The organism is Streptomyces sp. NPDC050509 (assembly GCF_044457965.1).
Classification (GTDB): domain Bacteria; phylum Actinomycetota; class Actinomycetes; order Streptomycetales; family Streptomycetaceae; genus Streptomyces.
The window spans coordinates 370608-391573 of the sequence record NZ_JBITHL010000007.1; the positions used below are offsets into that span (position 1 = coordinate 370608).

General features: G+C 71.5%; 19 protein-coding genes. 11 read left to right on the forward strand and 8 right to left on the reverse strand.

Annotated features, from left to right (window positions below):
* Nucleotides 1–107: 107 nt before the first annotated feature.
* Complete coding sequence (locus tag ACIBJC_RS22060; RefSeq protein WP_399294950.1) at nucleotides 108–812, reverse strand: TetR family transcriptional regulator; 705 nt, start codon at nucleotides 810–812, stop codon at nucleotides 108–110.
* 136 nt (nucleotides 813–948) lie between these two features.
* Here ACIBJC_RS22060 and hmgA point away from each other — a divergent pair, with 136 nt between their 5' ends.
* From hmgA to ACIBJC_RS22075, 3 genes are read left to right on the forward strand one after another with little or no spacing between them, the layout of a single operon-like run.
* Complete coding sequence (hmgA, locus tag ACIBJC_RS22065) at nucleotides 949–2277, forward strand: homogentisate 1,2-dioxygenase (RefSeq protein ID WP_399294952.1); 1329 nt, start codon at nucleotides 949–951, stop codon at nucleotides 2275–2277.
* Between the two features lie 20 nt (nucleotides 2278–2297).
* On the forward strand, nucleotides 2298–3089 hold the full coding sequence (locus ACIBJC_RS22070) for a GntR family transcriptional regulator (protein WP_399294954.1): 792 nt from the start codon (nucleotides 2298–2300) through the stop codon (nucleotides 3087–3089).
* Between the two features lie 49 nt (nucleotides 3090–3138).
* Nucleotides 3139–4374 carry a type ISP restriction/modification enzyme gene (locus tag ACIBJC_RS22075; protein ID WP_399294956.1) on the forward strand — a complete coding sequence of 412 codons (1236 nt, stop codon included), beginning with the start codon at nucleotides 3139–3141 and terminating at the stop codon, nucleotides 4372–4374.
* Nucleotides 4375–4385: 11 nt separating this feature from the next.
* Here ACIBJC_RS22075 and ACIBJC_RS22080 read toward each other — a convergent pair whose 3' ends face one another.
* Nucleotides 4386–5123, reverse strand: coding sequence for a TetR/AcrR family transcriptional regulator (locus ACIBJC_RS22080; RefSeq protein WP_399294958.1), 738 nt, complete (start codon nucleotides 5121–5123; stop codon nucleotides 4386–4388).
* A gap of 63 nt (nucleotides 5124–5186) precedes the next feature.
* On the opposite strand from ACIBJC_RS22080, the gene ACIBJC_RS22085 reads away from it, so the two are divergent.
* Together ACIBJC_RS22085 and ACIBJC_RS22090 are read left to right on the forward strand one after the other, a co-directional pair.
* A complete protein-coding gene (locus ACIBJC_RS22085) occupies nucleotides 5187–6230 on the forward strand; it encodes an ATP-binding cassette domain-containing protein (RefSeq protein ID WP_399294960.1) in 1044 nt (347 codons plus the stop codon).
* Complete coding sequence (locus ACIBJC_RS22090; protein ID WP_399294962.1) at nucleotides 6227–7009, forward strand: ABC transporter permease; 783 nt, start codon at nucleotides 6227–6229, stop codon at nucleotides 7007–7009. Before ACIBJC_RS22085 ends, ACIBJC_RS22090 begins: the two co-directional genes overlap by 4 nt.
* Before the next feature lie 206 nt (nucleotides 7010–7215).
* Here the strand turns inward: ACIBJC_RS22090 and ACIBJC_RS22095 are convergent, their stop codons facing one another.
* Together ACIBJC_RS22095 and ACIBJC_RS22100 are read right to left on the reverse strand one after the other, a co-directional pair.
* Nucleotides 7216–7479: a hypothetical protein gene (locus tag ACIBJC_RS22095; protein WP_399294964.1), complete on the reverse strand. Its 264-nt coding sequence runs from the start codon at nucleotides 7477–7479 to the stop codon at nucleotides 7216–7218.
* Nucleotides 7480–7654: 175 nt separating this feature from the next.
* Complete coding sequence (locus ACIBJC_RS22100; protein ID WP_399294966.1) at nucleotides 7655–8467, reverse strand: SGNH/GDSL hydrolase family protein; 813 nt, start codon at nucleotides 8465–8467, stop codon at nucleotides 7655–7657.
* A 534-nt stretch (nucleotides 8468–9001) separates the two neighbouring features.
* Between ACIBJC_RS22100 and ACIBJC_RS22105 the strand changes: the two genes are divergently transcribed.
* The 4 genes from ACIBJC_RS22105 to ACIBJC_RS22120 all read left to right on the forward strand — a co-directional run bounded on the left by ACIBJC_RS22105 (nucleotide 9002) and on the right by ACIBJC_RS22120 (nucleotide 13066).
* Nucleotides 9002–9928 carry a glycosyltransferase family 2 protein gene (locus tag ACIBJC_RS22105; protein ID WP_399294968.1) on the forward strand — a complete coding sequence of 309 codons (927 nt, stop codon included), beginning with the start codon at nucleotides 9002–9004 and terminating at the stop codon, nucleotides 9926–9928.
* On the forward strand, nucleotides 9925–11001 hold the full coding sequence (locus ACIBJC_RS22110) for a glycosyltransferase family 2 protein (RefSeq protein WP_399294970.1): 1077 nt from the start codon (nucleotides 9925–9927) through the stop codon (nucleotides 10999–11001). The genes ACIBJC_RS22105 and ACIBJC_RS22110 overlap by 4 nt, the downstream gene beginning before the upstream one ends.
* Before the next feature lie 104 nt (nucleotides 11002–11105).
* On the forward strand, nucleotides 11106–11888 hold the full coding sequence (locus tag ACIBJC_RS22115) for a polysaccharide deacetylase family protein (RefSeq protein ID WP_399295185.1): 783 nt from the start codon (nucleotides 11106–11108) through the stop codon (nucleotides 11886–11888).
* 68 nt (nucleotides 11889–11956) lie between these two features.
* Nucleotides 11957–13066 carry a DUF5925 domain-containing protein gene (locus ACIBJC_RS22120; RefSeq protein ID WP_399294972.1) on the forward strand — a complete coding sequence of 370 codons (1110 nt, stop codon included), beginning with the start codon at nucleotides 11957–11959 and terminating at the stop codon, nucleotides 13064–13066.
* A gap of 113 nt (nucleotides 13067–13179) precedes the next feature.
* On the opposite strand, the gene ACIBJC_RS22125 is transcribed toward ACIBJC_RS22120, so the two are convergent.
* Entirely contained in the window at nucleotides 13180–13554 is a 375-nt protein-coding gene (locus ACIBJC_RS22125) for a GntR family transcriptional regulator (RefSeq protein ID WP_329824572.1), read from the reverse strand.
* Nucleotides 13555–13670: 116 nt separating this feature from the next.
* Between ACIBJC_RS22125 and ACIBJC_RS22130 the strand changes: the two genes are divergently transcribed.
* Nucleotides 13671–14594 (forward strand): GNAT family N-acetyltransferase, encoded by a 924-nt coding sequence (locus tag ACIBJC_RS22130; protein ID WP_399294974.1) that lies wholly within the window; start codon nucleotides 13671–13673, stop codon nucleotides 14592–14594.
* Here ACIBJC_RS22130 and ACIBJC_RS22135 read toward each other — a convergent pair.
* A complete protein-coding gene (locus ACIBJC_RS22135; protein ID WP_399294976.1) occupies nucleotides 14573–15688 on the reverse strand; it encodes a methyltransferase domain-containing protein in 1116 nt (371 codons plus the stop codon). The two genes, ACIBJC_RS22130 and ACIBJC_RS22135, sit on opposite strands and share 22 nt — an antisense overlap.
* Nucleotides 15689–15752: 64 nt before the next feature.
* On the opposite strand from ACIBJC_RS22135, the gene ACIBJC_RS22140 reads away from it, so the two are divergent.
* The gene (locus tag ACIBJC_RS22140) at nucleotides 15753–17114 is read left to right on the forward strand and encodes a hypothetical protein (protein WP_399294978.1); all 1362 of its coding nucleotides are present in this window, start codon (nucleotides 15753–15755) and stop codon (nucleotides 17112–17114) included.
* A 13-nt stretch (nucleotides 17115–17127) separates the two neighbouring features.
* On the opposite strand, the gene ACIBJC_RS22145 is transcribed toward ACIBJC_RS22140, so the two are convergent.
* Nucleotides 17128–19617 carry a tyrosine-type recombinase/integrase gene (locus tag ACIBJC_RS22145; protein ID WP_399294980.1) on the reverse strand — a complete coding sequence of 830 codons (2490 nt, stop codon included), beginning with the start codon at nucleotides 19615–19617 and terminating at the stop codon, nucleotides 17128–17130.
* Nucleotides 19614–20858, reverse strand: a complete 1245-nt coding sequence (locus ACIBJC_RS22150; protein ID WP_399294982.1) for a tyrosine-type recombinase/integrase — start codon at nucleotides 20856–20858, stop codon at nucleotides 19614–19616. Before ACIBJC_RS22150 ends, ACIBJC_RS22145 begins: the two co-directional genes overlap by 4 nt.
* Between the last annotated feature and the right edge of the window lie 108 nt (nucleotides 20859–20966).

The following is a 20966-nucleotide window of genomic DNA, read 5'->3' on the forward strand; positions in this document are numbered from 1 at the left end:
GGGGAACGCGGGAGAACTCTCGCGGCGGTTCGCACCGCGCCCGGCGACACGCCGCCGGTTCGGTCAGGTGCCGATTCGCCCGGGCGCCGGTTCGGTCGAGCGCCGGTTCAGTCGAGCGTCTTCGCGAGATAGCCGCGCAGCAGCTCCCGGGTCTCCGCGACGATCCCCGGTTCACCCGCGGCGTCCGTACGGAAGGCGAGCTGGAGGAGCGCGTCGGTGGCCTCGACGGCGACCAGGACCGTACGGTGCAGCGCCGCGTCCGGGGTGCGGCCGAGGTGCGCGGAGAGCAGCCCGGTGAGGCGGCGGGCGACACGATAATTGGGGTCGGCGTCCCGGTCCTCCTGTCCGGGGGCGGCCGGGGCCGGGGCGGGCGCGGGGTGGCTTACACCGAGCGGGAGTTGGGCGCCGAAGTCGACGAGGGAGAACCCGGGCACGGTGCGCTTCATGGCCAGGTACTCGTCGAGCAGCGCGTCGACGGCGCCGCGCCAGTCCCGCGCGTCGAGCCGGGCGAGGCGGTCCGTGACATGGGTGGCGTAGCGGTCCAGATTGCGGCGGGCGAGGGCGTCCGCCATGGCGCGCTTGTTGCCGAAGAAGCGGTAGACGGAGCCGATGGGGACGCCCGCGCGGGCGGCTACGGCGCGGGTGGAGAGCTGTTCGTACCCCGTCTCGTCGAGGAGTACGGCGCAGGCGTCGAGGATGCGGGCGAGCCGCTCCGTACTCCGGCGCTGGACGGGGACCCGGCGTAACCCGGCGTCGTCGGCACCGGCCGCGGGGACGGCGGCGGTCTGGTGGTTCGTACGGTCGCGTGACACGGGCTCCATGATGCCGCGCGGCCCCGTTGACGTGCCGGGTAGTCAATCCTACGGTTGTCCATAGGATTGATGGTTGTCCATAGGATCGACTCCGGGGTTCGCGAGGTCCCGGACCCCCTCGACCAGGGAGCGGACGATGAGCGGCATCGAGCAGGCACGGAAGGCGGCCACGGACCTCGGCCACTCCCCCGGCTTCGGCAACGAGCACAGTTCCGAGGCCGTACCAGGGGCGCTGCCGCACGGCCGCAACGCACCGCAGCGCGCGCCGCTCGGGCTCTACGCGGAGCAGCTCAGCGGCAGCGCCTTCACCGAGCCCCGGGCCCACAACCGCCGTTCGTGGCTGTACCGGGTCCGCCCCTCGGCGGCGCATCCGCCGTTCGTACGGATCGACAGCGGCGCGGTGCGCGGCGCCCCGTTCACGGAGGTCCTCCCCGACCCCAACCGGCTGCGCTGGAACCCGCTGCCCGAACCGCCGCCGGGCACCGACTTCCTGGCCGGCCTCTGGACGCTGGGCGGCAACGGGGACGCGGGGCGGCGCACGGGCATGGCGGTGCACCTGTACCACGCCAACGCCCCCATGACGGACCGGGTGTTCAGCGACGCGGACGGCGAGCTGCTGATCGTCCCCGAGCGCGGCGGTCTGCTGATCCGTACGGAACTGGGCCTGCTCGCCGCCCACCCCGGCGAGGTGGCGCTGATCCCACGCGGGGTGCGGTTCCGGGTCGAGCCGCTGGACGAGGCGGTGCGCGGGTACGTCTGCGAGAACTACGGGCGGCCGTTCGTCCTTCCCGACCTCGGCCCGATCGGGGCCAACGGCCTGGCCAACGCGCGGGACTTCCTCGCGCCCGTCGCCGCGTACGAGGACATCGAGCGGCCGACCCAGGTGATCAACAAGTTCTGCGGCAACCTGTGGTCCGCCACCTACGACCACTCGCCGCTCGATGTCGTCGCCTGGCACGGCAACCATGTGCCGTACGTCTACGACCTGCGCCGCTTCAATGTGATCGGGTCCATCAGCTACGACCACCCCGATCCGTCGATCTTCACCGTGCTGACGTCCCCGTCCGACACCCCGGGTCTCGCGGGCGTCGACTTCGTGGTCTTCGCGCCGCGCTGGCTGGTCGGGGAGGACACGTTCCGGCCGCCGTACTTCCACCGCAACGTGATGAGCGAGTACATGGGCCTGATCGAGGGCGCTTACGACGCGAAGACCGCGGGTGAGGGCGGGTTCGTGCCGGGCGGCGGCTCGCTGCACAACATGATGTCGGCGCACGGCCCGGACCGGGAGACCTTCGACCGGGCGAGCGCCGCCGAGCTGCGCCCGCAGAAGATCGACGACGGGCTGGCGTTCATGTTCGAGACCCGCTGGCCGGTGACGCTGTCCGGTCAGGCGGCGGGGGCGGCCCATCTCCAGCAGGGTTACGACGAGGTGTGGCAGGGTCTTGAGCGCCACTTCAGGCCCTGACCCGTTGGGGGAAATCACCGGTGACCGCCTTCGCCCCCGACTCGCTGGTCCTGAACCGCAAGCTGCCGCTCTGGTACCAGGTCTCGCAGTCCCTGCGCGCCTCGATACTGGGCCGCCGTCCGCTCGATCCGCTGCGGCTGCCCACGGAGGAACAGCTCGCCGCGCACTACGGCGTCAGCGTGCTGACCATGCGCCAGGCGCTCAAGGAGCTGGAGCAGGAGGGGCTGATCAGCCGGCACCGGCGGCGCGGCACCTTCATCGAGCCGGGCGCGCGGCGCGGCGCCCCGCGCCGGCTCCTCGGCTCGGTCGACGCGATCGTGGCGCAGCAGTCGGGCGAGCTGACGACGGTCCTGGACCATGGCCCGGTGCCGGTCCCGGGTGAACTCGCCGAGTACTTCCCCGGGTTGGACGAGGTGGTCGGGTACCGCAGGCTGCGCCGCGACGGCGAGAGCGGCGAGCCGGTCAACTGGGCGGAGAACGCGGTGCGTCCGGAGGTCGCTGCGGCCATCGACGTCGCGGACCTGGAGCGCTGGCCGATGACGAAGGTGCTCCGCGACACCCGGGGGATACGGATCAGCCGGATCACCGACACGGTCGAGGCCCGGCTGGCGGACCCGGCCACGGCGGAGCTGCTGGGGGTGCCGCTGCTGAGCCCGATCCTGCACTACACGGGGGTGACGTACGACGAGACCGGCCGGGTGCTCGACGTGGCCAGGATCCGCTACCGGGGCGACCGGTTCTCCTTCTCGGTCACCGTGGAGACGGACACCGGCCCGACGGGCGAACGCCGGAGCGCTGACCCGGGCCGTTAGGCTTTCGCCGACGGCGCACGGAGAGAGGGCGACGGGGAGGGTGTCCGGGATGGCGGCGACGCGGGCCGACGCGGCGTTCGGGGATGCCCCACTGCTCGGTGAGCTGATGCCGTGGTCGACGCAGCCGTTGCGGCTCGGCCGTCCCTGGGTGCTGGCACCGGACCCCGGTTCGCTCACGGCCCGCTGGGACCGGCTCGTCCGGGCCGAGGGCGCCGAGCGCGACGCGCTGTTCGGGGTGACCCGGGCCCGTACCCCGCGAAGCACGGTCGCCGCGCTGCCCGGGCAGGCCACGGGCACCGGACGGTTCGCCCGGGAGACGGGGCGCTGTCCCCGGCCGCTGCGGGTGGCGCACGGGCCGTTCGACGAGCAGTGGCTGATTCCCGACCACCGGCTGATCGACGCGGCGCGCCCCGAGCTGTGGCGCGTCGCCGACGCCCGGCAGCTCTTCGCCGTGGAGCAGGGGTACGTGCCCCAGGACGAGGCGGGGCCCGCGCTGCTGGTCAGCGCCGTGCTCCCGGACGGCCACTCCCCCGCGGGCCGGCCGGGCCGGATCCGGCCGCTCTACCGGCGCCCCGGTGGCAGGGAGCCCAACCTGGCCCCCGGGCTGACGGAGTCGCTGGGCGCGCGTCTCGGCCAGGAGGTCGGCCCGGAGGAGGCGCTGGCGTGGGCGGTGGCCGCCGCCGTCCCCTCGCCCGCCGGGGCCGTGGTGCCGCTCACGGCCGACCCCGGCGTCTGGGCCTCGGGGGTGGAACTGGGGCGGCGGATGACCGGGATCCAGCTCCGCGGGGCGCGCGGCGGCGAACGCCCCCGGCTGCCCGGCGGGCGCCGCCCGTACGTACGCGCCGCCGTGCCGGACCGGCCCGCGTCCCTGACGTACGACACGGCGGACGAGGCGCTGTGCGTCGGCACGGGCCGCATCTCGCCCGTACCGGCCGAGGCGTGGGACTTCACGGTCGGCGGGGTACGGATGCTGGAGCTGTGGTTCGAGCGCCGCGCCCGCGTCGCGGACCCGCCGGAGCCGGGCACGCTGGAGGCGATCCGGCCGGCCGGCTGGCCCCAGGAGTGGACCTCTGAGCTGCTGGAGCTGATCACGGTCCTGGCGCTGCTCACGGAGCTCCGGCCGCTCCGGCGGAGGCTGCTCACCGAAGCCGGGGCCGAAGGGGCGATCGGACGGGCCGAGCTGCGTACGGCCGGCGTCCTGCCGGTCCGGGCGGCGGCCCGCCGCCCGGCGTCGGTGCTCGACCACCACGAGGAGGGCCCGGAGGGGCAGTTCGCCCTCGTCTAGGGCCTCAAGCCCTAAGACAGTCGGCCGGTTCGCTCCACCAGCGGTACGAACGAGTCGAGCACCCGGCTCAGCGCCCGGTCGAAGACCGCGTCCAGGTCGATGGGGCCGGCGTCCTCCGCGAGCGCCGCCGACAGCCGCGGGTACCGGCCCGTGGACAGCTCGCTCACCATGTACGCGATCCGGACCTCGTGTTCGCGCTCCGCGGACCAGGGCAGTGACCGCACGCGTTCCGCGGTGTGCAGCTCATTGGCCACGTACGTGGTCACCACCCCGTTGACCATCGCGACCAGCTCCATCTTCTCGCCGTAGGTGACGTCGAGCGCGTCCAGGCAGTGCAGGCTGTATTCGAGGAAGCTGATCACGTTCGGGCTGAATCCGTAGGCGCTCGACATCAGCCCGGCCATCCAGGGGTGCTCCCGCATCATCGTGCGCGCGCGGTACGCGAGATGTGTCAGGTCGGCGCGCCAGTCGCCGGACGGCGCCTCGGGCAGCGGGTAGGCGCCCGCGACCGCGTCGACCATCAGCTCGTACAGGTCCTCCTTGCGCGGGATGTAGTTGTACAGCGACATCGTGCCGCAGCCCAGCTCGCCCGCCACGTGCCGCATGGTCACGGCGCCGATGCCGCCCGCGTCCGCGATCCGGACGGCGGCGGACGCGATGTCGGAGCGGCTGTAGGCCGCCTTCGGTCCGCGCCCGGCCCGCTCGGGGCGGGACCAGATCACTCCGGGTTCAGCAGGTCGCCCCGCCATGGATCATCACCTCGCCCACCATCCTAGTTACGTACGGCGTACGTAGTGCGCTACGGTAGCCCCATGACAACTACGTACGCTGTACTTAGTGAAGGTCTGGAGAAGCGCTTCGGCGGCGCCGGTGGCGTGGCCGCCCTGCGCGGGCTGGATCTGGCCGTGGCCGAGGGCACCGTCTGCGGGGTGCTCGGGCCGAACGGCGCGGGCAAGACCACCGCCGTACGGATACTGACCACCCTCAGCGCGCCGGACGCCGGCAGCGCGCGGGTGGCGGGACACGACATCGTGCGCGAGCCGGGCGCGGTACGCCGGGCGATCGGGGTCACCGGCCAGTACGCCGCCGTCGACGGCGAGCTGACGGGCCGGGAGAACCTCCGGCTCTTCGCCCGGCTGCTCGGCGTCCGGGGCGCGGCGGGCCGGGCGCGCGCCGACGAACTGCTGGAGCGCTTCGAGCTGACGGACGCCGCGGGCCGCGTCGCACGGACCTACTCGGGCGGGATGAGGCGCCGCCTCGACCTGGCCGTCAGCCTCCTGACCCGGCCCCGGGTGCTCTTCCTGGACGAGCCGACCACCGGGCTCGACCCGCACAGCCGGGGCCAGATCTGGGCCGCCGTGCGCGCGCTCGCGGCCGAGGGCACCACCGTCCTGCTGACCACGCAGTACCTGGAGGAGGCCGACCGGCTCGCCGACGACATCGTGCTGATCGACCGGGGCAGGGCCGCCCACAGCGGCACCCCCGCCGAACTCAAGGCACGGATCGGCTCGTACGCGGAGGCCGTCCTCTCCGAGGTGGTGACGGGCGACGCGGCGGAGACGGCGCTTCTCGCCGCGGCGGGCGTGCTCGACCAGCTCACCGGCGCCGAGCCGGTGTTCGACCGGGAGCGCCGCGCGGTCGGCGCCGTGACCACGGACCCCACGCTGACCCTGCCCCGGCTCGTCCGGGAACTGGACGCGGCGGGTGTGCCGGTGGTCGACGTGAGCCTGCGACCGCCGACGCTCGACGAGGTCTTCCTCCGCCTGACCGACCGCACGGGCCACTCCGACCGCACGGGCCACTCCGACCGCACCGACCGAACCGTCCGTTCTCTCACCGAGGAGCAGGTCGCATGAGCACACTCGCGTACGACAGCGGCGCCGTCCTGGGCCGCCACCTCCAGCGGATCAGGCACGCGCCGGGCGTGGTGATCCTCACCCAGTCCATGCCGATCAACATGCTGCTGTTCTTCGGCTACGTCTTCGGCAGCGCGCTCGCGATGCCGGGCGAGCAGTACCGCGCCTACCTCGTCCCCGGGCTGCTCGCCGCGACGGCCGCGGGCGGTCTGATGACGGGGATGTTCCAGGCGTCGTACGACGCGCAGCGCGGCGTCACCGACCGGTTCCTGTCGCTGCCGATGAGCCGGGTCGCCGTACCACTGGGACAGACCCTGGCCGATCTGCTCACCACTCTCGTGGGGATCGTGCCGCTGCTGCTCGTGGGGCTCGCGGTGGGCTGGCGGATCGAGAGCGGTGTGGCCGGCGCGCTCGGCGCGGTGGGGCTGCTGCTGCTCTTCCGGTTCGCCGCCGCGTGGATCGGCACCTATATCGGCCTGCTCGTCCGCAACGAGGAGGTCGCGGGGCAGCTCGGTGCCGCGACCTTCGTCCTGCCGCTGCTGTCGAACGCGTACATCCCGTCGGAGGGGCTGCCCGGCTGGCTGCGTACGGTCGCGGAGTGGAACCCGATCAGCGCGATCGCCGCGGCGGTCAGGGATCTGTGCGGGAACGGGGCTCCGGCGGCGGACGCCGCTTGGCCGACCGCGCATCCGGTGGCCGGATCGCTGCTGTGGTCGCTGGCGCTGCTCTGCCTGTTCGTACCGCTGGCGGTCCGGCGCTACGCCAGGGGCGGGGAGTGAGGCGGTACGGGCGACCGGCCGGCACGGTCCGGCGGTGGTGACGGGACCGCGGCCGGCCTGGGCCGGTGTCGGGGAGTGGACTCACCGGCCGGGCCGCCGCGGAGGGGACGGAGAAGGAGACGCGAAGGGGGCGGCCTGCACTCGGCCGGCCCACCGAACGGGTGTGGGTGGTCCGAGCGCGGTGGTGCCGCGAGGAGCCTGAACCGTCAGCGGCGGCTGCCGAAGAGCGTGCGACGCAGCCGCCGGAGCGGCGCGAAGAGCGAGACCCGCGCACCCCTGCTCCTGTGCGTGTCCGTCCTGTCCCGTGCGGTCAGCTCGCGCATCAGCAACGTCGCCTCGACCGTCTCCCGCTGCGGCACGGCGGGACCGCCGAGCACCGAGAGATGGCGGTCGAGGCGCGAACTGGTCGCGCTGCTCCCGCAGGTGATCGCAGGGATTCGCGCCCTGCTGTGCATCGTTATCTGTTCCATTTCACTCCCCACCCGTACGAGGGCACCCGGTCCGGGCAGGTTAACCCTATCGCCCCTTCAGGACACCCGTGTATCCCGCCTTCGGGCGGAACCACACTCGTACGGGGAGGAATGTACACAGCTCGATCTATGTGAATTCAGGGCGAGTTGGACAGTTCGCCCGTGCGTGAAGAACCTATGCGGCCGACGTGAAGACCGGCAGGTAACCGTTGGTCTGGCCGGCGGCCGTGGGGTGGTACGACTCGCCGATGTCCAGCACGTTCAGGCTGTGCAGCCAGGAGGCGCTGGAGCAGATCTCGTGACCGGTGAAGGCCCCGGAGACACCGGCGAAGGTGAAGCCGTGGTCGGCGGCGCGCTTGGCGGTGGCGTCGTTGAGGTAGTCGGAGGCGCTGTTGATCGCGGTGCGCTTCGCCTCGCTCAGCCCTCCGACGCACGTCCCCTTGAGTTGGTAGAAGCGGGGGTACCCGAGGACGACGACCCTGGCCGAGGGCGCCTTGGATCTGATCGCCGTGTACACCGTGTCGAGGCTGCCGGGCAGGGTGGCGTCGACGAACGCGCGGGCCTGCGCGATCCGGTTGAGGCAGGCGCTCTCCGACTGGAGGACGCAGACCGTCATGACATCGGAGAATCCGGCGTCGTTGCCGCCGATGGAGAGGGAGACGAGGTCGGTGGCGGTGCTGAGCGGCCCGAGCTGACCCGCGGTCACATCACCCGTACGGGCGCCCGCGCACGCCGTGAACGCGAACGTGGCGGGCGAGTGCGCCGCCGCCCAGAGCGCGGGATAGGCCCTGGTTGTGCGCTTGCAGGCGCCGCTGGCGCTGTCGTATCCGCCGGAGCCGACCCCGGAGGAGTACGAGTCGCCGAGTGCCACGTAGTCGACGGCGGCGGCCGATTCGGCGGCCGAGACCGCCGATGCCCCGGTGAGGGCGAGGACCGCACCAAGGAGGAGCGAGGACGAGAATGCCGTGATTCGGGCCAGTTTCTTCATAGAACCTCTCCTTAGCAGGATTTCTGCCACAACTGTCGTACCAGTGACGACAGTTCACCGGAAGTGTTCATGCCAAGAACGTTCGGTGAGAGATTCCCCTGGATCGATATGAGCGCACGAATCATGAGGAATTGAGCAGAACTGATCAGGGAGGTTCCGGATTCGACTGACAAAGTACGGCCAAAGAAGGGAAAACCCGTGCCGAGGTTCCACCTCTTGCCATACAGTCCCAATCATCAATACCGTCGTACATCCACCCGCATCGGTCCATCACGCAAGCGGCTCCAGGGGAGGGCTCAGGCAAGCGTCGCGATGGCTCCCGGAGCGGGGCGCGGTAGGGGGGTGCCGCGCTCGGTGACCGCGTTCCGCGCTGCCGAGTCGCGTGCCGCGCGACCAGTTCCACAGCTCACCCGGCCGGTACGGAGTTCCATGTGCCATGCCGTCATGGCGGGGTGAGAACCCCCCTTTCGAACCGGAAACACTGCGGGACCGCCCGGGGGTGGGCGGTCCACCGGACGAGAGGGAACGAGATCCGTGAGCACTTTTCTGCGCCCGGCGATACCGGGCGACGATCCGTTGGACCTTCCGGCACAGAGCCACATCGACCATCAGGCGACCGGCCTTCGGACCACTGGCCAGCAGGGCGCCGGCCAGCAGGACATCGCCCGTCAGGGCCCGGGGCCGCTGCCGTACCGGCCGATCTCCTCGCATCTCGCGATCACTCCGCCGGTGAGTGTGGTGATACCGGCGATGAACGAGGCACAGAACCTTCCGTACGTCTTCAGGACCCTGCCCGAGTGGATCCACGAAGTCGTCCTGGTGGACGGTGACTCCACCGACGACACGATCGAGGTCGCCCGCGCGTTACGGCCGGACGTCAAGGTCGTCGCGCAGCGCGGCAAGGGCAAGGGCGACGCCCTGATCAGCGGGTTCGCCGCGTGCACCGGCGACATCATCGTGATGGTCGACGCGGACGGCTCGGCCGACGGCCAGGAGATCGTCTCCTATGTGTCGGCGCTGGTCTCCGGCGCCGACTTCGCCAAGGGCTCGCGGTTCGCCAACGGCGGTGGTACGGACGACATGACGGCGATCCGCAAGCTCGGCAACCGGGTGCTCTGCGCCGTCGTCAACGCCAAGTTCGGCGCCCGCTACACCGATCTCTGCTACGGCTACAACGCCTTCTGGCGCCACTGCCTGGACGAGATCACGCTCGACTGCACCGGCTTCGAGGTCGAGACCCTGATGAACATCCGGGTCGTCAAGGCCGGGCTGAAGGTGCAGGAGATCCCGAGCCACGAGTACGACCGGATCCACGGGGTGAGCAATCTGAGAGCCGTACGGGACGGCCTGCGCGTCCTGAAGGTCATCCTCCGTGAGCGGGGCGTGCCCCGCTCGACCCGCCGCCGGCCGGTCGCCCTGCGGATCAGCGTTCCGGCGGCGCCGCGCGGGAAGGCGTCGTGACCGGACGTCCGGCGCGCCCGGGGGAAGCGCCCTCACGTCACCGGCCGTTCACGGTCGTCATCTGCGTCTACACCGAGGACCGCTGGGCGGACATCCTCGCGGCGGTCGACTCGGTGGCCGGGCAGTCCCTGCCCGCCCTGGAGACGCTGCTCGTGGTCGACCACAACCCGGCCCTGCTGGCGCGGCTCGCCGCGCGGTACGCGGAGCGGGCCGCGCGCGGTGAGGTGCGGGTGCTCGCCAACGCGGGCCCGCGCGGCCTCTCCGCGGGCCGCAACACCGGGATCGCGGTGGCCCGCGGCGCGTTCGTGGCGTTCCTCGACGACGACGCGGTGGCCCAGCGCGACTGGCTGCGCCGCTTCGACGAGGCGTACGGGGACGATCCGCGGATCCTGGCGGTGGGCGGGCGGACGGTGCCCGCCTGGGCCTCGGGGCGCAGACCCGCCTGGTTCCCCGAGGAGTTCGACTGGGTCGTCGGCTGTACGTACCGGGGGCTGCCGGAGGGTCTGGTGCGGGTACGCAACGTCCTCGGCGGCAACGCCTCGTTCCGGCGTACCGCGTTCGACACGGCAGGGGGGTTCGCGACGGGCATCGGGCGCGACGGCGACAAGCGCCCGCTCGGCTGCGAGGAGACGGAGCTGTGCATCCGGCTCACCGGGGCCGTACCGGACGCGGTGCTGCTGATCGACGACCGCGCGGTCATCCACCACCGGGTCCCGGCGGCCCGCGAGCGGTTCGGCTACTTCCGTACGCGGACGTACGCCGAAGGGCTGTCCAAGGCGCTGGTCGCCAGGAGCGTGGGGGCGGACAAGGGGCTCGCGTCCGAGCGCCGCTACACCACCCGCGTGCTTCCGGCGGGCATCGCGCGCGGTCTGCGCGACGCGGTACGGGGACGGCCCGGCGGTCTCGGCCGCGCCGGGGCGATCGTGGCCGGGACGGCCCTGACGGCGGCGGGCTATCTGGTGGGCCGCTTCCGTACCCGCGGCGGGGACGTGGCGTTCTCGTCGGGCCCGATCGAACGGAGCGGGCCCGACGCGCGGGAGGAGCCGCGCGGCCGGTGGGAGGCTGCCGTATGACGACGGGAGGGAGGGGGCCGGCGCGGCGCGCGCCGGGCCCCTCCGGCCCCTCGGCCGCGCCGGGCACGGCGGCGGGCGGCGCCGCGGGCGCCGTACCGATCCTGATGTACCACGCCGTCGCGCACCGGCCCGCGCCCGCCACCCACGCGCTCTCCGTCTCGCCCGAGGCGTTCACGGCGCAGATGGCGCTGCTCGGCGCGCGCGGCTTCACCCCGGTCACCACGGCGCGGCTCGCCGAGGCCTGGCGCACCGGGAAGCCGCTGCCGCAGCGCCCCGTGCTGATCACGTTCGACGACGGCTACGCGGGCGTGCACCGGCACGCGCTCCCCGTGCTCGCTGAGCGCTCCTTCGCGGCGACGCTCTTCGTCTCGACGGCGTGGCTGCGCGGCGCGTACGACGAGGGCGGCGCCCTGGACACCATGCTCGACTGGGACCAGGTACGGGAACTGGCCGCCGCGGGAACGGAGATCGGCGGCCACAGCCACACCCATCCGCAGCTCGACCAGCTCGACGACGGCCGGCTGCGCTTCGAGACCGGGCGCTGCCGGGAGATCCTGGCCGGGGAGCTGGGCACGGCGCCCGTCTCCTTCGCCTATCCGTACGGTTACTCCAGCCGGCGGGTGCGCCACGCCGTCCGCGCGGCCGGGTTCAGCCAGGCGCTGGCCGTGGGCAACGCGGTGGCGCGCAGGGGCCAGGGCCCGTACGCGCTGCGACGGGTGACCGTACGGCGCGCCACCGGGATCGAGGAGTTCGGCCGGCTGGTCGAGGGCCGGGGGCTGGCCCGCGCCTTCGCCGGGGACCGGGCGCTGACCAAGGGATACGCGCTGGTGCGGCGCGCCCGCCGGGCCGCGGCCGTGACACGCGGGGCGGTGCCCGGCGGACGGTAGCGACGCGCCCGGCCGCCACCGGGCAAAACACCGTGCATCGGCCGTCCCCGTGCCGGATCATGGGCGACATGTCTGCCAAGCCTCAGGACGCCCTGCCGATCCGGCTCACCGTCGACGACAGCGATTCGCCCTCGGATGTGGTCGACGCGCTGTTCCTCGGCCGCTTCGCGACGGGCGAGCAGCCGTACTCCCACAGCTCCACCATCGACCGGGTCAAGCCGGGCGCGGGTCTGCTGCCGCCCGGCGCCACCGTGCTGCGCTCCGCCCGCGACGACGACCGGAGCGCGACCCTCGCCGAGGGCGACGGCTGGACGCTGCTGGTGTCCCGCTGGAACCGCGGCGCCGATGTGACGGTGACGGCCGTCTCCACCGAACTGGCGGAGAAGATCCACCAGCAGACCACGGACGGCGCGCGGGACGATCCGGAGCCTCAGCCGTCGAACGTGACGATGGGGTTCTGGTACGTCTCGCCGCGGCGCGGGCCGCACCGTACGACGCGGCAGATCTCCGCCGGTACGTGGGACGAGGTCAGGCCCAACTACACCGCGCCGGTGGCCGAGGCGATGGACCGGCTGATGAAGGTGACGCCGGACGACATCGCGGGCCGGCTGCTGCTGTTGCACGGTCCGCCGGGCACCGGAAAGACCTCCGCGCTGCGGACGCTGGCCCGTTCGTGGCGCGACTGGTGCCAGGTCGACTGCGTGCTGGACCCGGAGCGGCTCTTCAACGACGTCGGCTATCTGATGGACATCGCGATCGGCGAGGACGACGGCTCGGCCAAGGGCCGGTGGCGGCTGCTGCTCCTGGAGGACTGCGACGAGCTGATCCGCGGCGAGGCCAAGCACACGGCGGGCCAGGCGCTGTCACGGCTGCTCAATCTGACGGACGGTCTGCTCGGGCAGGGCAGGAACGTGCTGGTGGGGGTGACGACCAACGAGGATCTGGAGCGGCTGCATCCGGCGGTGGTCCGTCCCGGCCGCTGCCTGGCGAGGATCGAGGTCGGCTCGCTGACCCGCGCGGAGGCGGTCTCCTGGCTGGGCCGGGAGGACGGCGAGGGCGAGGCGGCGGTGGGCAGGGAGGGCGCGACCCTGGCGGAGCTGTACGCGCTGCGCCGGGGGACGGGTCCGGCGTCGGTCCCGGCGCAGCACGCGGGCGCGGAGGCGGGCCTGTACCTGTGAACCGGGGCGGGGGCCGGTCGTCCTTCGGGTCCCGGTAGCTCTTCGAGTCCCGGTAGCTCTTCGGGTTCCGGGCGCGGATCAGGTCCCGGTCGTCCTTCGGGTCCCGGGCGCGGTCACTTCGCGTAAACGGCCCGTACGGCTTCCTCCGCCGCGGCGAGTGCGGCGGCCCTGCCGAGCCCCAGGCGCCGGGCACGCTCCGCGTACGCGCGGGCGGCGGAGGCTGCCTCGCGGTCGGCGGCCTCACCGGCCGCGGCGACGAACGTACCGTTCCTGCCGCGGGTCTCGATGACCCCGTCCGTCTCCAGCGCGCGGTAGGCCTTGGCGACGGTATTGGCGGCCAGTCCCAGCTCCTCGGCGAGCCCTCGTACGGTGGGGAGCTTGTACCCGACCGGCAGCAGCCCTGAGCGGGCCTTCGCGGAGATCTGGGTACGCAGTTGCTCGTACGGAGCGGTCACGGAGGCCGGGTCGATCACGATCTTCAACGTCACGGAGCGATTCTCCCCCACGAGCCGCGGGCGCCGAGTGACACGCGGCAGAGCTGGCCGGAACGCGACGGGAAAAAGGAGAGGCGGACCGGTGGAACGCGCACGTAGGGTCACTCCCCATGACTGTGACTGTCCGTGATTTCCGCACCGAGGACGCCCCTGCCGTCGTCGAGCTGCGCCGTGCCTGTGTTCCGTTCCTCATCGTGACCGAGGAGGCCGTCCTCTTCGAGGTGGCGACCGCCAATCCGGCCAAGAAGTACCGCCTCCTGGTGGCCGAGGAGGACGGTGAGATGATCGGAGCGGCGCATGTGGGGATCGCGTACGACAGCGAGGAGCCGGGCCAGTCCTCCGTCACCCCGCAGGTCCGCCCCGGTCACCGGGGGCGCGGCGCGGGGTCGCTGATCCTCCGTACCGCCGAGGAGCATCTCGCGGCGCACGGCGCGACGAGCGTCTACTCCTGGGTGCTGGACGAGCCGTCCAGCCTCGCCTTCGCCGAGCGCCACGGGTACCGCCCGACGCGCCCGGCGCACTTCCAGCGTCTGGATCTGGCCGACGGTGTCCTGCCCGAGCCGCCGGCGGAGCTCCCCGCCGGGGTGGCGCTGCGTACGGCGGCGGAGTACGCGGCCGATCCGCGCCCGCTCTTCGAGGCGGACGCGGAGGTGACCTCCGACGAGCCGAGCGACATCAGCACCGGCCTGGACGACTACCAGGACTGGCTGAACCACACCTGGAACCACCCGTGTCTGGACCGCACGCTGACGACGGTGGTGGAGGTGGACGGCCAGGTCGCCGCGTTCACGGCGGCCCACACCGACGGCGCCACCCGCTATCTGACGGCCATGACGGGCACGCGCCGCGCGTTCCGGGGGCGCGGCCTGGCGAAACTCGCCAAGACGGACTCGCTCCTGCGCGCCCGCGCGGCCGGGTATCAGGAGGCGTTCACCGCGAACGACGCGGACAACGGCCCGATGCTGGCCGTCAACCGGTGGCTCGGCTACCAGATCTGCGCGTCCGAGGTACGTCACGTGCGCAACCTGGTCTGAGGCCCGTCCCCGCAGGTCGCGGGCAGGACGACGGAGCGGTCGGTCTCCGTGGTGTGGGCGATCGGGTCGTCGTCCTCGTGCCAGTGCAGAACGAAGCGCTCGCCCGCGCGGTAGGCGTCGAGACCCGCGCGGCCGTAGGCGACCAGGTCGTCGGGGAGGCCGGACAAGGGGTGCCAGGAAAGGCCCGAGCACTTGTCCGGCTCCCGGTTGTACGGCTCACCACCGGCGCCGTACGCCGCCTCGAAGAACCATCCGATCCGCGGCGCGCCACCCGGCCCGCGATGCTGCATGACCAGGGCGACGCGCAGATCCCCGGGGGCCAGTTCGACCCCGATCTCCTCGGCCGCCTCCCGGATCATGGCCGTACGGACGTCCTCGCCGGACTCCACATGCCCGGAGGGGCAGTTGAGCAGCCCATCGGCGTACCCCGTCCCGGCCCTGCGGGCGAGCAGCACCTCGTCCCCTCTGCGCAGGACGAGATGGACGTCGACCACTTCGCGGTGGCGGGCGGCCGGGGAGGGCGTCGTGATCAGCGCGTACCGCTCGTCGTCGACCGGGCGGCCCCAGAGCGCGGGGTCCGCCGAGAGCCGTTCGTACTGGACGCGTTCGGTGAGCGGGGCCAGGGCCGCGGTCAGCCGGGAGGCGGGCAGGCCGGTGCCGGACCAGACCCCCTCGACCAGGATCAGCCGGCCCCCGGGCCGCAGCAGCGCCGCCCAGTGGCGCAGCGTCCCCTCGGGATCGGGCAGCAGCCAGAGCACGTGACGGGCCAGCACCACGTCGAAGCGCTCCTCCCCCACCGGCGGCCGGGCCGCGTCACCGGTCAGGACCTCCGCGCCGGTGCCCGCCAGCTTCTCCCGGGCGAGAGCCGTCATCCGCGGGGAGAGATCGACGGCGGTCACCCGGTGTCCCCGCTCGGCGGCGAGCAGGGCGAGGCTGCCCGTACCGCACCCGAGATCGAGCACCCGGGACGGCGCGGCGGGCAGCCACTCCGCCATCCTGGTCGCCCAGGCGGCGCGCACGGTGGGGTCCAGGAGCCCGTGGTCGGGCTCCTGGTCGAAGGTGTCAGCGGCGGCGTCCCAGTCGGTGGTGGTCATGGTCCTTTTCCGGACTAAGGACCGATGGAAGGCTGGCATGCAGCGGCCCGACTAGGTTGAGCGCATGACAAGCCTCGATCACCCCCAGCTGTCCGGGCTGGGGCGGAACGCAACAGCCCCTCAAGACGTCCTGATACGCCTGGCCACACACAAGGCCGGCCGACACGGGATATCGCTGCGTCGCGGGCGGCTGGAGGACGCTGTAGTCGAGGCTCTGCTCACGCACGGCGACGACAACACCGCAGTGAGCCTTCACGGGGACCGGATTTCCCCGGAGATGCACCGAAGAATCGCCGAGCATCCCGATCCGGCGATCCGTGACGCTTACACAGGCTTTGTCCGCGACATGGTGGATCGCGAAGTGTCGATCGGGATCGATGGTCTGGAGGAAGCCTACGGCCAGCCTCGGACGGCACTCGTCAGCGCGCCGAGTCCGAGCCTGCGCGCCGCGGTGGCGCGAGCCTGGTACGACCGGCCTCTCGCCGTGCAAGTGGAACTACTCGCCGACCCGGATCCGCAGGTCCGTGCAGCCGCCACCGAGCGCAAGCAACCGGGTGTCCCGCCTGAGTGGAGGGAGCGTTGCCTTGCCGACGCTGCTGTGCGCGTCAACGTGGCGCGCTACGTCCCGCTCACGTCGGAGCAGTTTGCGCAGCTCATTCGGAGCGAGGAAGAGGAGGTCCATCAGGCTGTCGCCGGGAACCCTCATCTATCGGCAGAGATGGTTGCCCGGCTACTGGACATCGCCGACCCGCTCGTGCGGGTCGCGGCGGCGCAGAGTCGCCATGTAGACGCCGAAACCCGGGACCGACTGTATGCGCTCGTAGAAGCCGAACGCGCGGACGGAAGCATCGAGGCCGAGGTGGCTCTGAACTGGAACTTCGCCGAACCGGACTGGCTGCGCGAAGCGCCCCTCAACGAGCGGATGACCTACCTGGACTGCCAGTACACGACATTCCGGAGCGTACTGGCCTCCTGCCATGACCTACCCGAAGAGGCATGGCGTCGGCTGGACAACGACCCGGAACTCGCGGTCCGTCGTGCTGCCGCCCGCCGGCCGACCACACCACCGGAGGTCCTGGAAGGACTGGTACGCGCACACGGCGACGTATTCCACATCCGACCGCTACTCGTCGAACACCCCAACTTCCCCCGTCACATGCTGCGCACGTTCGTTGACGAACCAAGCCCGAACGTGCGCTACCTCGCCCTGCAAGACCCAGAACTACCTGTGCCAGACCTTCAGCAACTCGCCGCCGCTGCCGAGTCCTTCCTGCGCCGCGGGGTCGCCCGTCACCCCAACATCACGGACGCGTTGCTGGAGCATCTGCTCTCTGACCCAGACCCCCAGGTAGTCGACGATGCCGCTGCCAACCCCGCGCTGCGGCCGACCCAGATGTATCGGATGCTCACCGCTGCTGGCTTGTGACTCCACGAGAGGCTCAGGCCCGGGCCCCGTGTTCTCCTGGTTCTCGCGGAGGCGGCGGTGCAGCGTCGGTGAAGACGGGCATGCCGAGGTCGACCAGTTGGGGTCGGCCGTCGGCCGGGGCCCGACTGAGGCTGTTGAGCTTGGCGGTAGCGGCGTCGAGGCTGACCTGGAGCCCTTCGACTTCTCCGAGCCAGCCGTTGCCGCGGGCTTCGCGGATGCGTTCGCGGAGGTTCTGGATGATCTCGATGAGGCGGCCCCGTTGGCGGGGGTCGATCTGGAGGACAGGGCAGCGGATGCAGGCGTGTTCATGCTTGCACGGGGTGCCGTAGGGCCGTCCGCAGGTACCGAGGGAGACCTTGCGCAGCTCGAAGTGCTGCTGGAATTCGCGCCACTCCTGCTCGGTGGGCTCGCGGTACTCCTCCTGGGGCCGGTCGGCCCGGCGCCGGTCCAGGAAGCTGCGGTAGGTCCGCACCAGGTCGTCTTGGAAGACGGCGAGGTATGCCTGGGTGGTGGTCAGCGTCTTGTGCCCGAGGATGCGGGCGGCGATGTGGACGGGCAGGCCCCCTGTTACGGCTTCGGTGGCGAACATTCGGCGAAAGTCGTGCGGGGTGTAGCGCAGGGGCTCTCCGGCAGCGTCGCGTAGGCCGGTGGCCACGAGGGTGCGGTCGAGGAGACGTTTGATGCTGGTCTCGTTCAAGACCTGGGCCTGCCAGTAGGGCCGGCGCTGGAAGAGGTGGGGGAGCTGCGGGCCGGTGACGCGCTCGTGGTGGTCGTAACGGGCGACCAGTGGGATCTTGCCGTCGTTCGCATCGCGCAGGCGCTTGACGATGGTGGCCAGGACGCTGGCCAGCTCGGGGCTGACGAGCAGGAGCCGTTCCTCGTTGCTCTTGGACGGCACAATCTGGAGCAGTGGGACGATCTCGCTGGTGTCGGGGAGCTTGTAGGAGACCAGGGCGAGGTGGGTCAGCTCGGTCAGTTCTTCAGCACGGACGCCAGTGTGTCGGAGGGTCTCGATGGCTGCCCAGGCCCAGAAGGCGTCGTCTTCGACGATGCTCTGGTTGATCCGGCGTCCGGTGCTGTCGACCTCCTTGATGTAGACGTGCTGGGAGCCGTGATCCAGGCGGCTGGGGATCTGGTTGACCTTGGGCAGGATGCGCAGGTAGCGGGTGCCCTCGTGCTCGAAGACCTCTTCGAAGGGGGTGGCTCGGGCGGCTTCCAGCAGCGCGGCTGCCTCGCTGCGGACGCGCTCTGCGGTCTCCAGCAGGACCGGCAGATGGGGCAGGCGTTCACGGACGCGCTGGTGCATCCGGGAGTGGACCTGGGCGACGATCTTGTGGTTGCCCGCGCCGTCGCCGCGGGTGATCGGGCTGGGGACTGCCCACTGAGCCCAGAACGGGTCGTCGTGGGCCCATTCTTGGATGTCCAGGTAGAAGCCGCGGACACGCATCATCACGTCGATGCGGGAGCGGCGCTCACGCACCTGCCCGCTCTTGTCGGTGTAGGTCGTCAGCCGTTCTTTCCACCCGTCGACAACGTCCCGGGGCAGGCGCAGGGTGTCGATGCCGGGATGGTGGGCCTCGATGTCCGCCCAGAAGACACCCGTCAACTCGCTCACCAGCCCGCGGAAGGTCCCGTAGTCGACGCCCGGACGGCGCTCTTCGAGGTAGCGGACCAGCATGTTGCGGATGGGCGTGGACTGGAGGTTGTAGGCGTCGACCAGCTCCGCGGTGGGGCGCTGGCCGTGTCGCAGCGCGTCCTTGAGGGTGTCCTTGGAGTCGATGACGCCGATGCCGCGCAACAGGTCCCAGGCGGGGTGGGTGCCCACATAGGCTTCGCCGCGGTCCCGGCGGGCGACAGCACGCAGGTGGAAGATGTCTTCGCCGGTGAGTTCTTCCAGGTCACGTCCGGTGTGCAGGATGATCGCGGAGATCACCCGCAGGCCCTCGTCGATGTGCCGTGGCGTCATGCCGAGTTCGGCCCCGTACTCACGCATGCGGTCGAGTCGGCCAGCGGGGAACATCCGCTGGACGTCCTTGAGCAGCGTCAGAGCCTTGAAGCGGCGGAGGAAGCCGTGGCGGGGCAGCACGATCTTGCTGATCATCAGGCTGTTCAGACCCATGAGGATTTCGCTGCGCCGGGACTCTTCGCAGCGTGAGTCGCCCGCGGTCAGGGCGCCGACCCACTCCTTGCCTCGGTCGGCATCGGCGGCCAGCCAGCGTGCCTGCCAGCCCTCCCCGGGGTGGGTCAACAGCCAGTCGAGAATCTTCGCCGCTCCGGCGAGACGCCGAGTGCCGGGAGCAACCCCGCGGCTGTACGTTCGCTGCGGCCAGGCCGGCAGGGTGGGCAGCAGGGCGAGAACCTCGTCCCGGCAGAGCCGGTCGTGCGGGCCGATGCGATCCTCGTCAGCCTTCAGATCGTGCTCGACGAACAGCCGCCGCGGCGGCGTAGGGCCGGTCCCGGCTCGTCGAATCGAGTTGGCGCGGCGTGGTGCCTGGCGGGTCATGCCACACCCCCGCCGAAGAGAACGTCCAGATCGCCCGCGTCGTAGCCCACTGCGACGGGTGGGGCGGGTCGATTCGCTCGTTCCTTGAGCTCGGCCAGGTGCTCTTGAACACGTCGGATGACCTGGGAATCTTCTTCCACCAGGTAGACGTCGGCCGTCGTACTCAGGTGGGCGTGACCGAGGATGGTCTGCACGTCCCGCAGCGACAAGCTCTCGTCGCGAGCCATCCGCAGGGCGGCAGTGTGCCGCAGGTCGTGCATCGACCAGTTCGTGCCCAGCAGCGCGTTGACCCTGCGGAACACCGCGCGCAGAGCCTCGTAGTTCATGGGCTGGTAGGCCAGCCCCTCACCGTGGTCCCGGCGGCGAAGGGTCCACCACAGTGGGAGCTGGGGATCGGCCGGCGGTCCTTCGGCGAGGTAGAGGCGGGTCCAGACGAATGCCTCCGGGCTGGTCGGCAACCACTGCTCTGCCAAGGTGCCCTTGCGCACGACCCGCATGAGCTGGTCGCCCCAGTCGAGGTCGACTCCGCGAACACCCAGCAGCTCCGACGCGCGGGCGCCGTTGCTGACCGCCAGGGCCAGGATCGCCCGGTCGCGGTTCGAGCGAAGAGTCCCGAACAGCTCGTTCCACCGCTCGTCCGGCATCTGCCGGGGCCTTCGCCGGGGAACCTTCGGGTTGTAGCGCAGGCGCCCCTCACCCCGTCGGAAGGGCTCCAGCGGGTTGTGATGAGCATGCGGCCGACGCCGGTCGGACCGCGCCAGCGGTACCGGGTTGACCAGCGGACCGCCGCCCGACTCGATCCAGAAGTCGTAGAAACTGCGCAGTACCGCGTTGCTGTGCCGGATCGTCCGCGGCTTGTAGCGGTCGTCCAGGTACGTCTTCTTCGTGATCGGATTCGTAGTCCCCGCGGTCGACGCGGAGTGCGTACGCGCCGACCTGCGCGGCTTCGTCGCGGCCCTGAGCCACAGCACGAAGTCCCGCACCTCCGCCGAGGTCGCGCGGTTCCACTCGACCTCGACCACCCGCAGCCACCGCCACCAGCGCAGCAGGTCGTAGGCGTAGCTGCGCACGCTGCCGGTCCGGTTGTCCCGGGCGATGAAGTCGATCAGGAACCTGCGGACCGGCTGCACGACCTTCCCCTCCTCATCGAAAACCAGCCAGGGCACCACACCTGGGTCCGTAGCCACCCGCCCCCAGCGCGGGAGTTGGATGGCGCGGACGTCACGGGATTGCTCGTTCAACTCCGTTGCGCTCCTTCGTCGTCGGGATACGCAACGTCTACCGACTAGACCAAGCGAGGGATGCGGATCCGCCCGGCGAGTCCTTCCGTAGTCCGGTCAATGACTCGA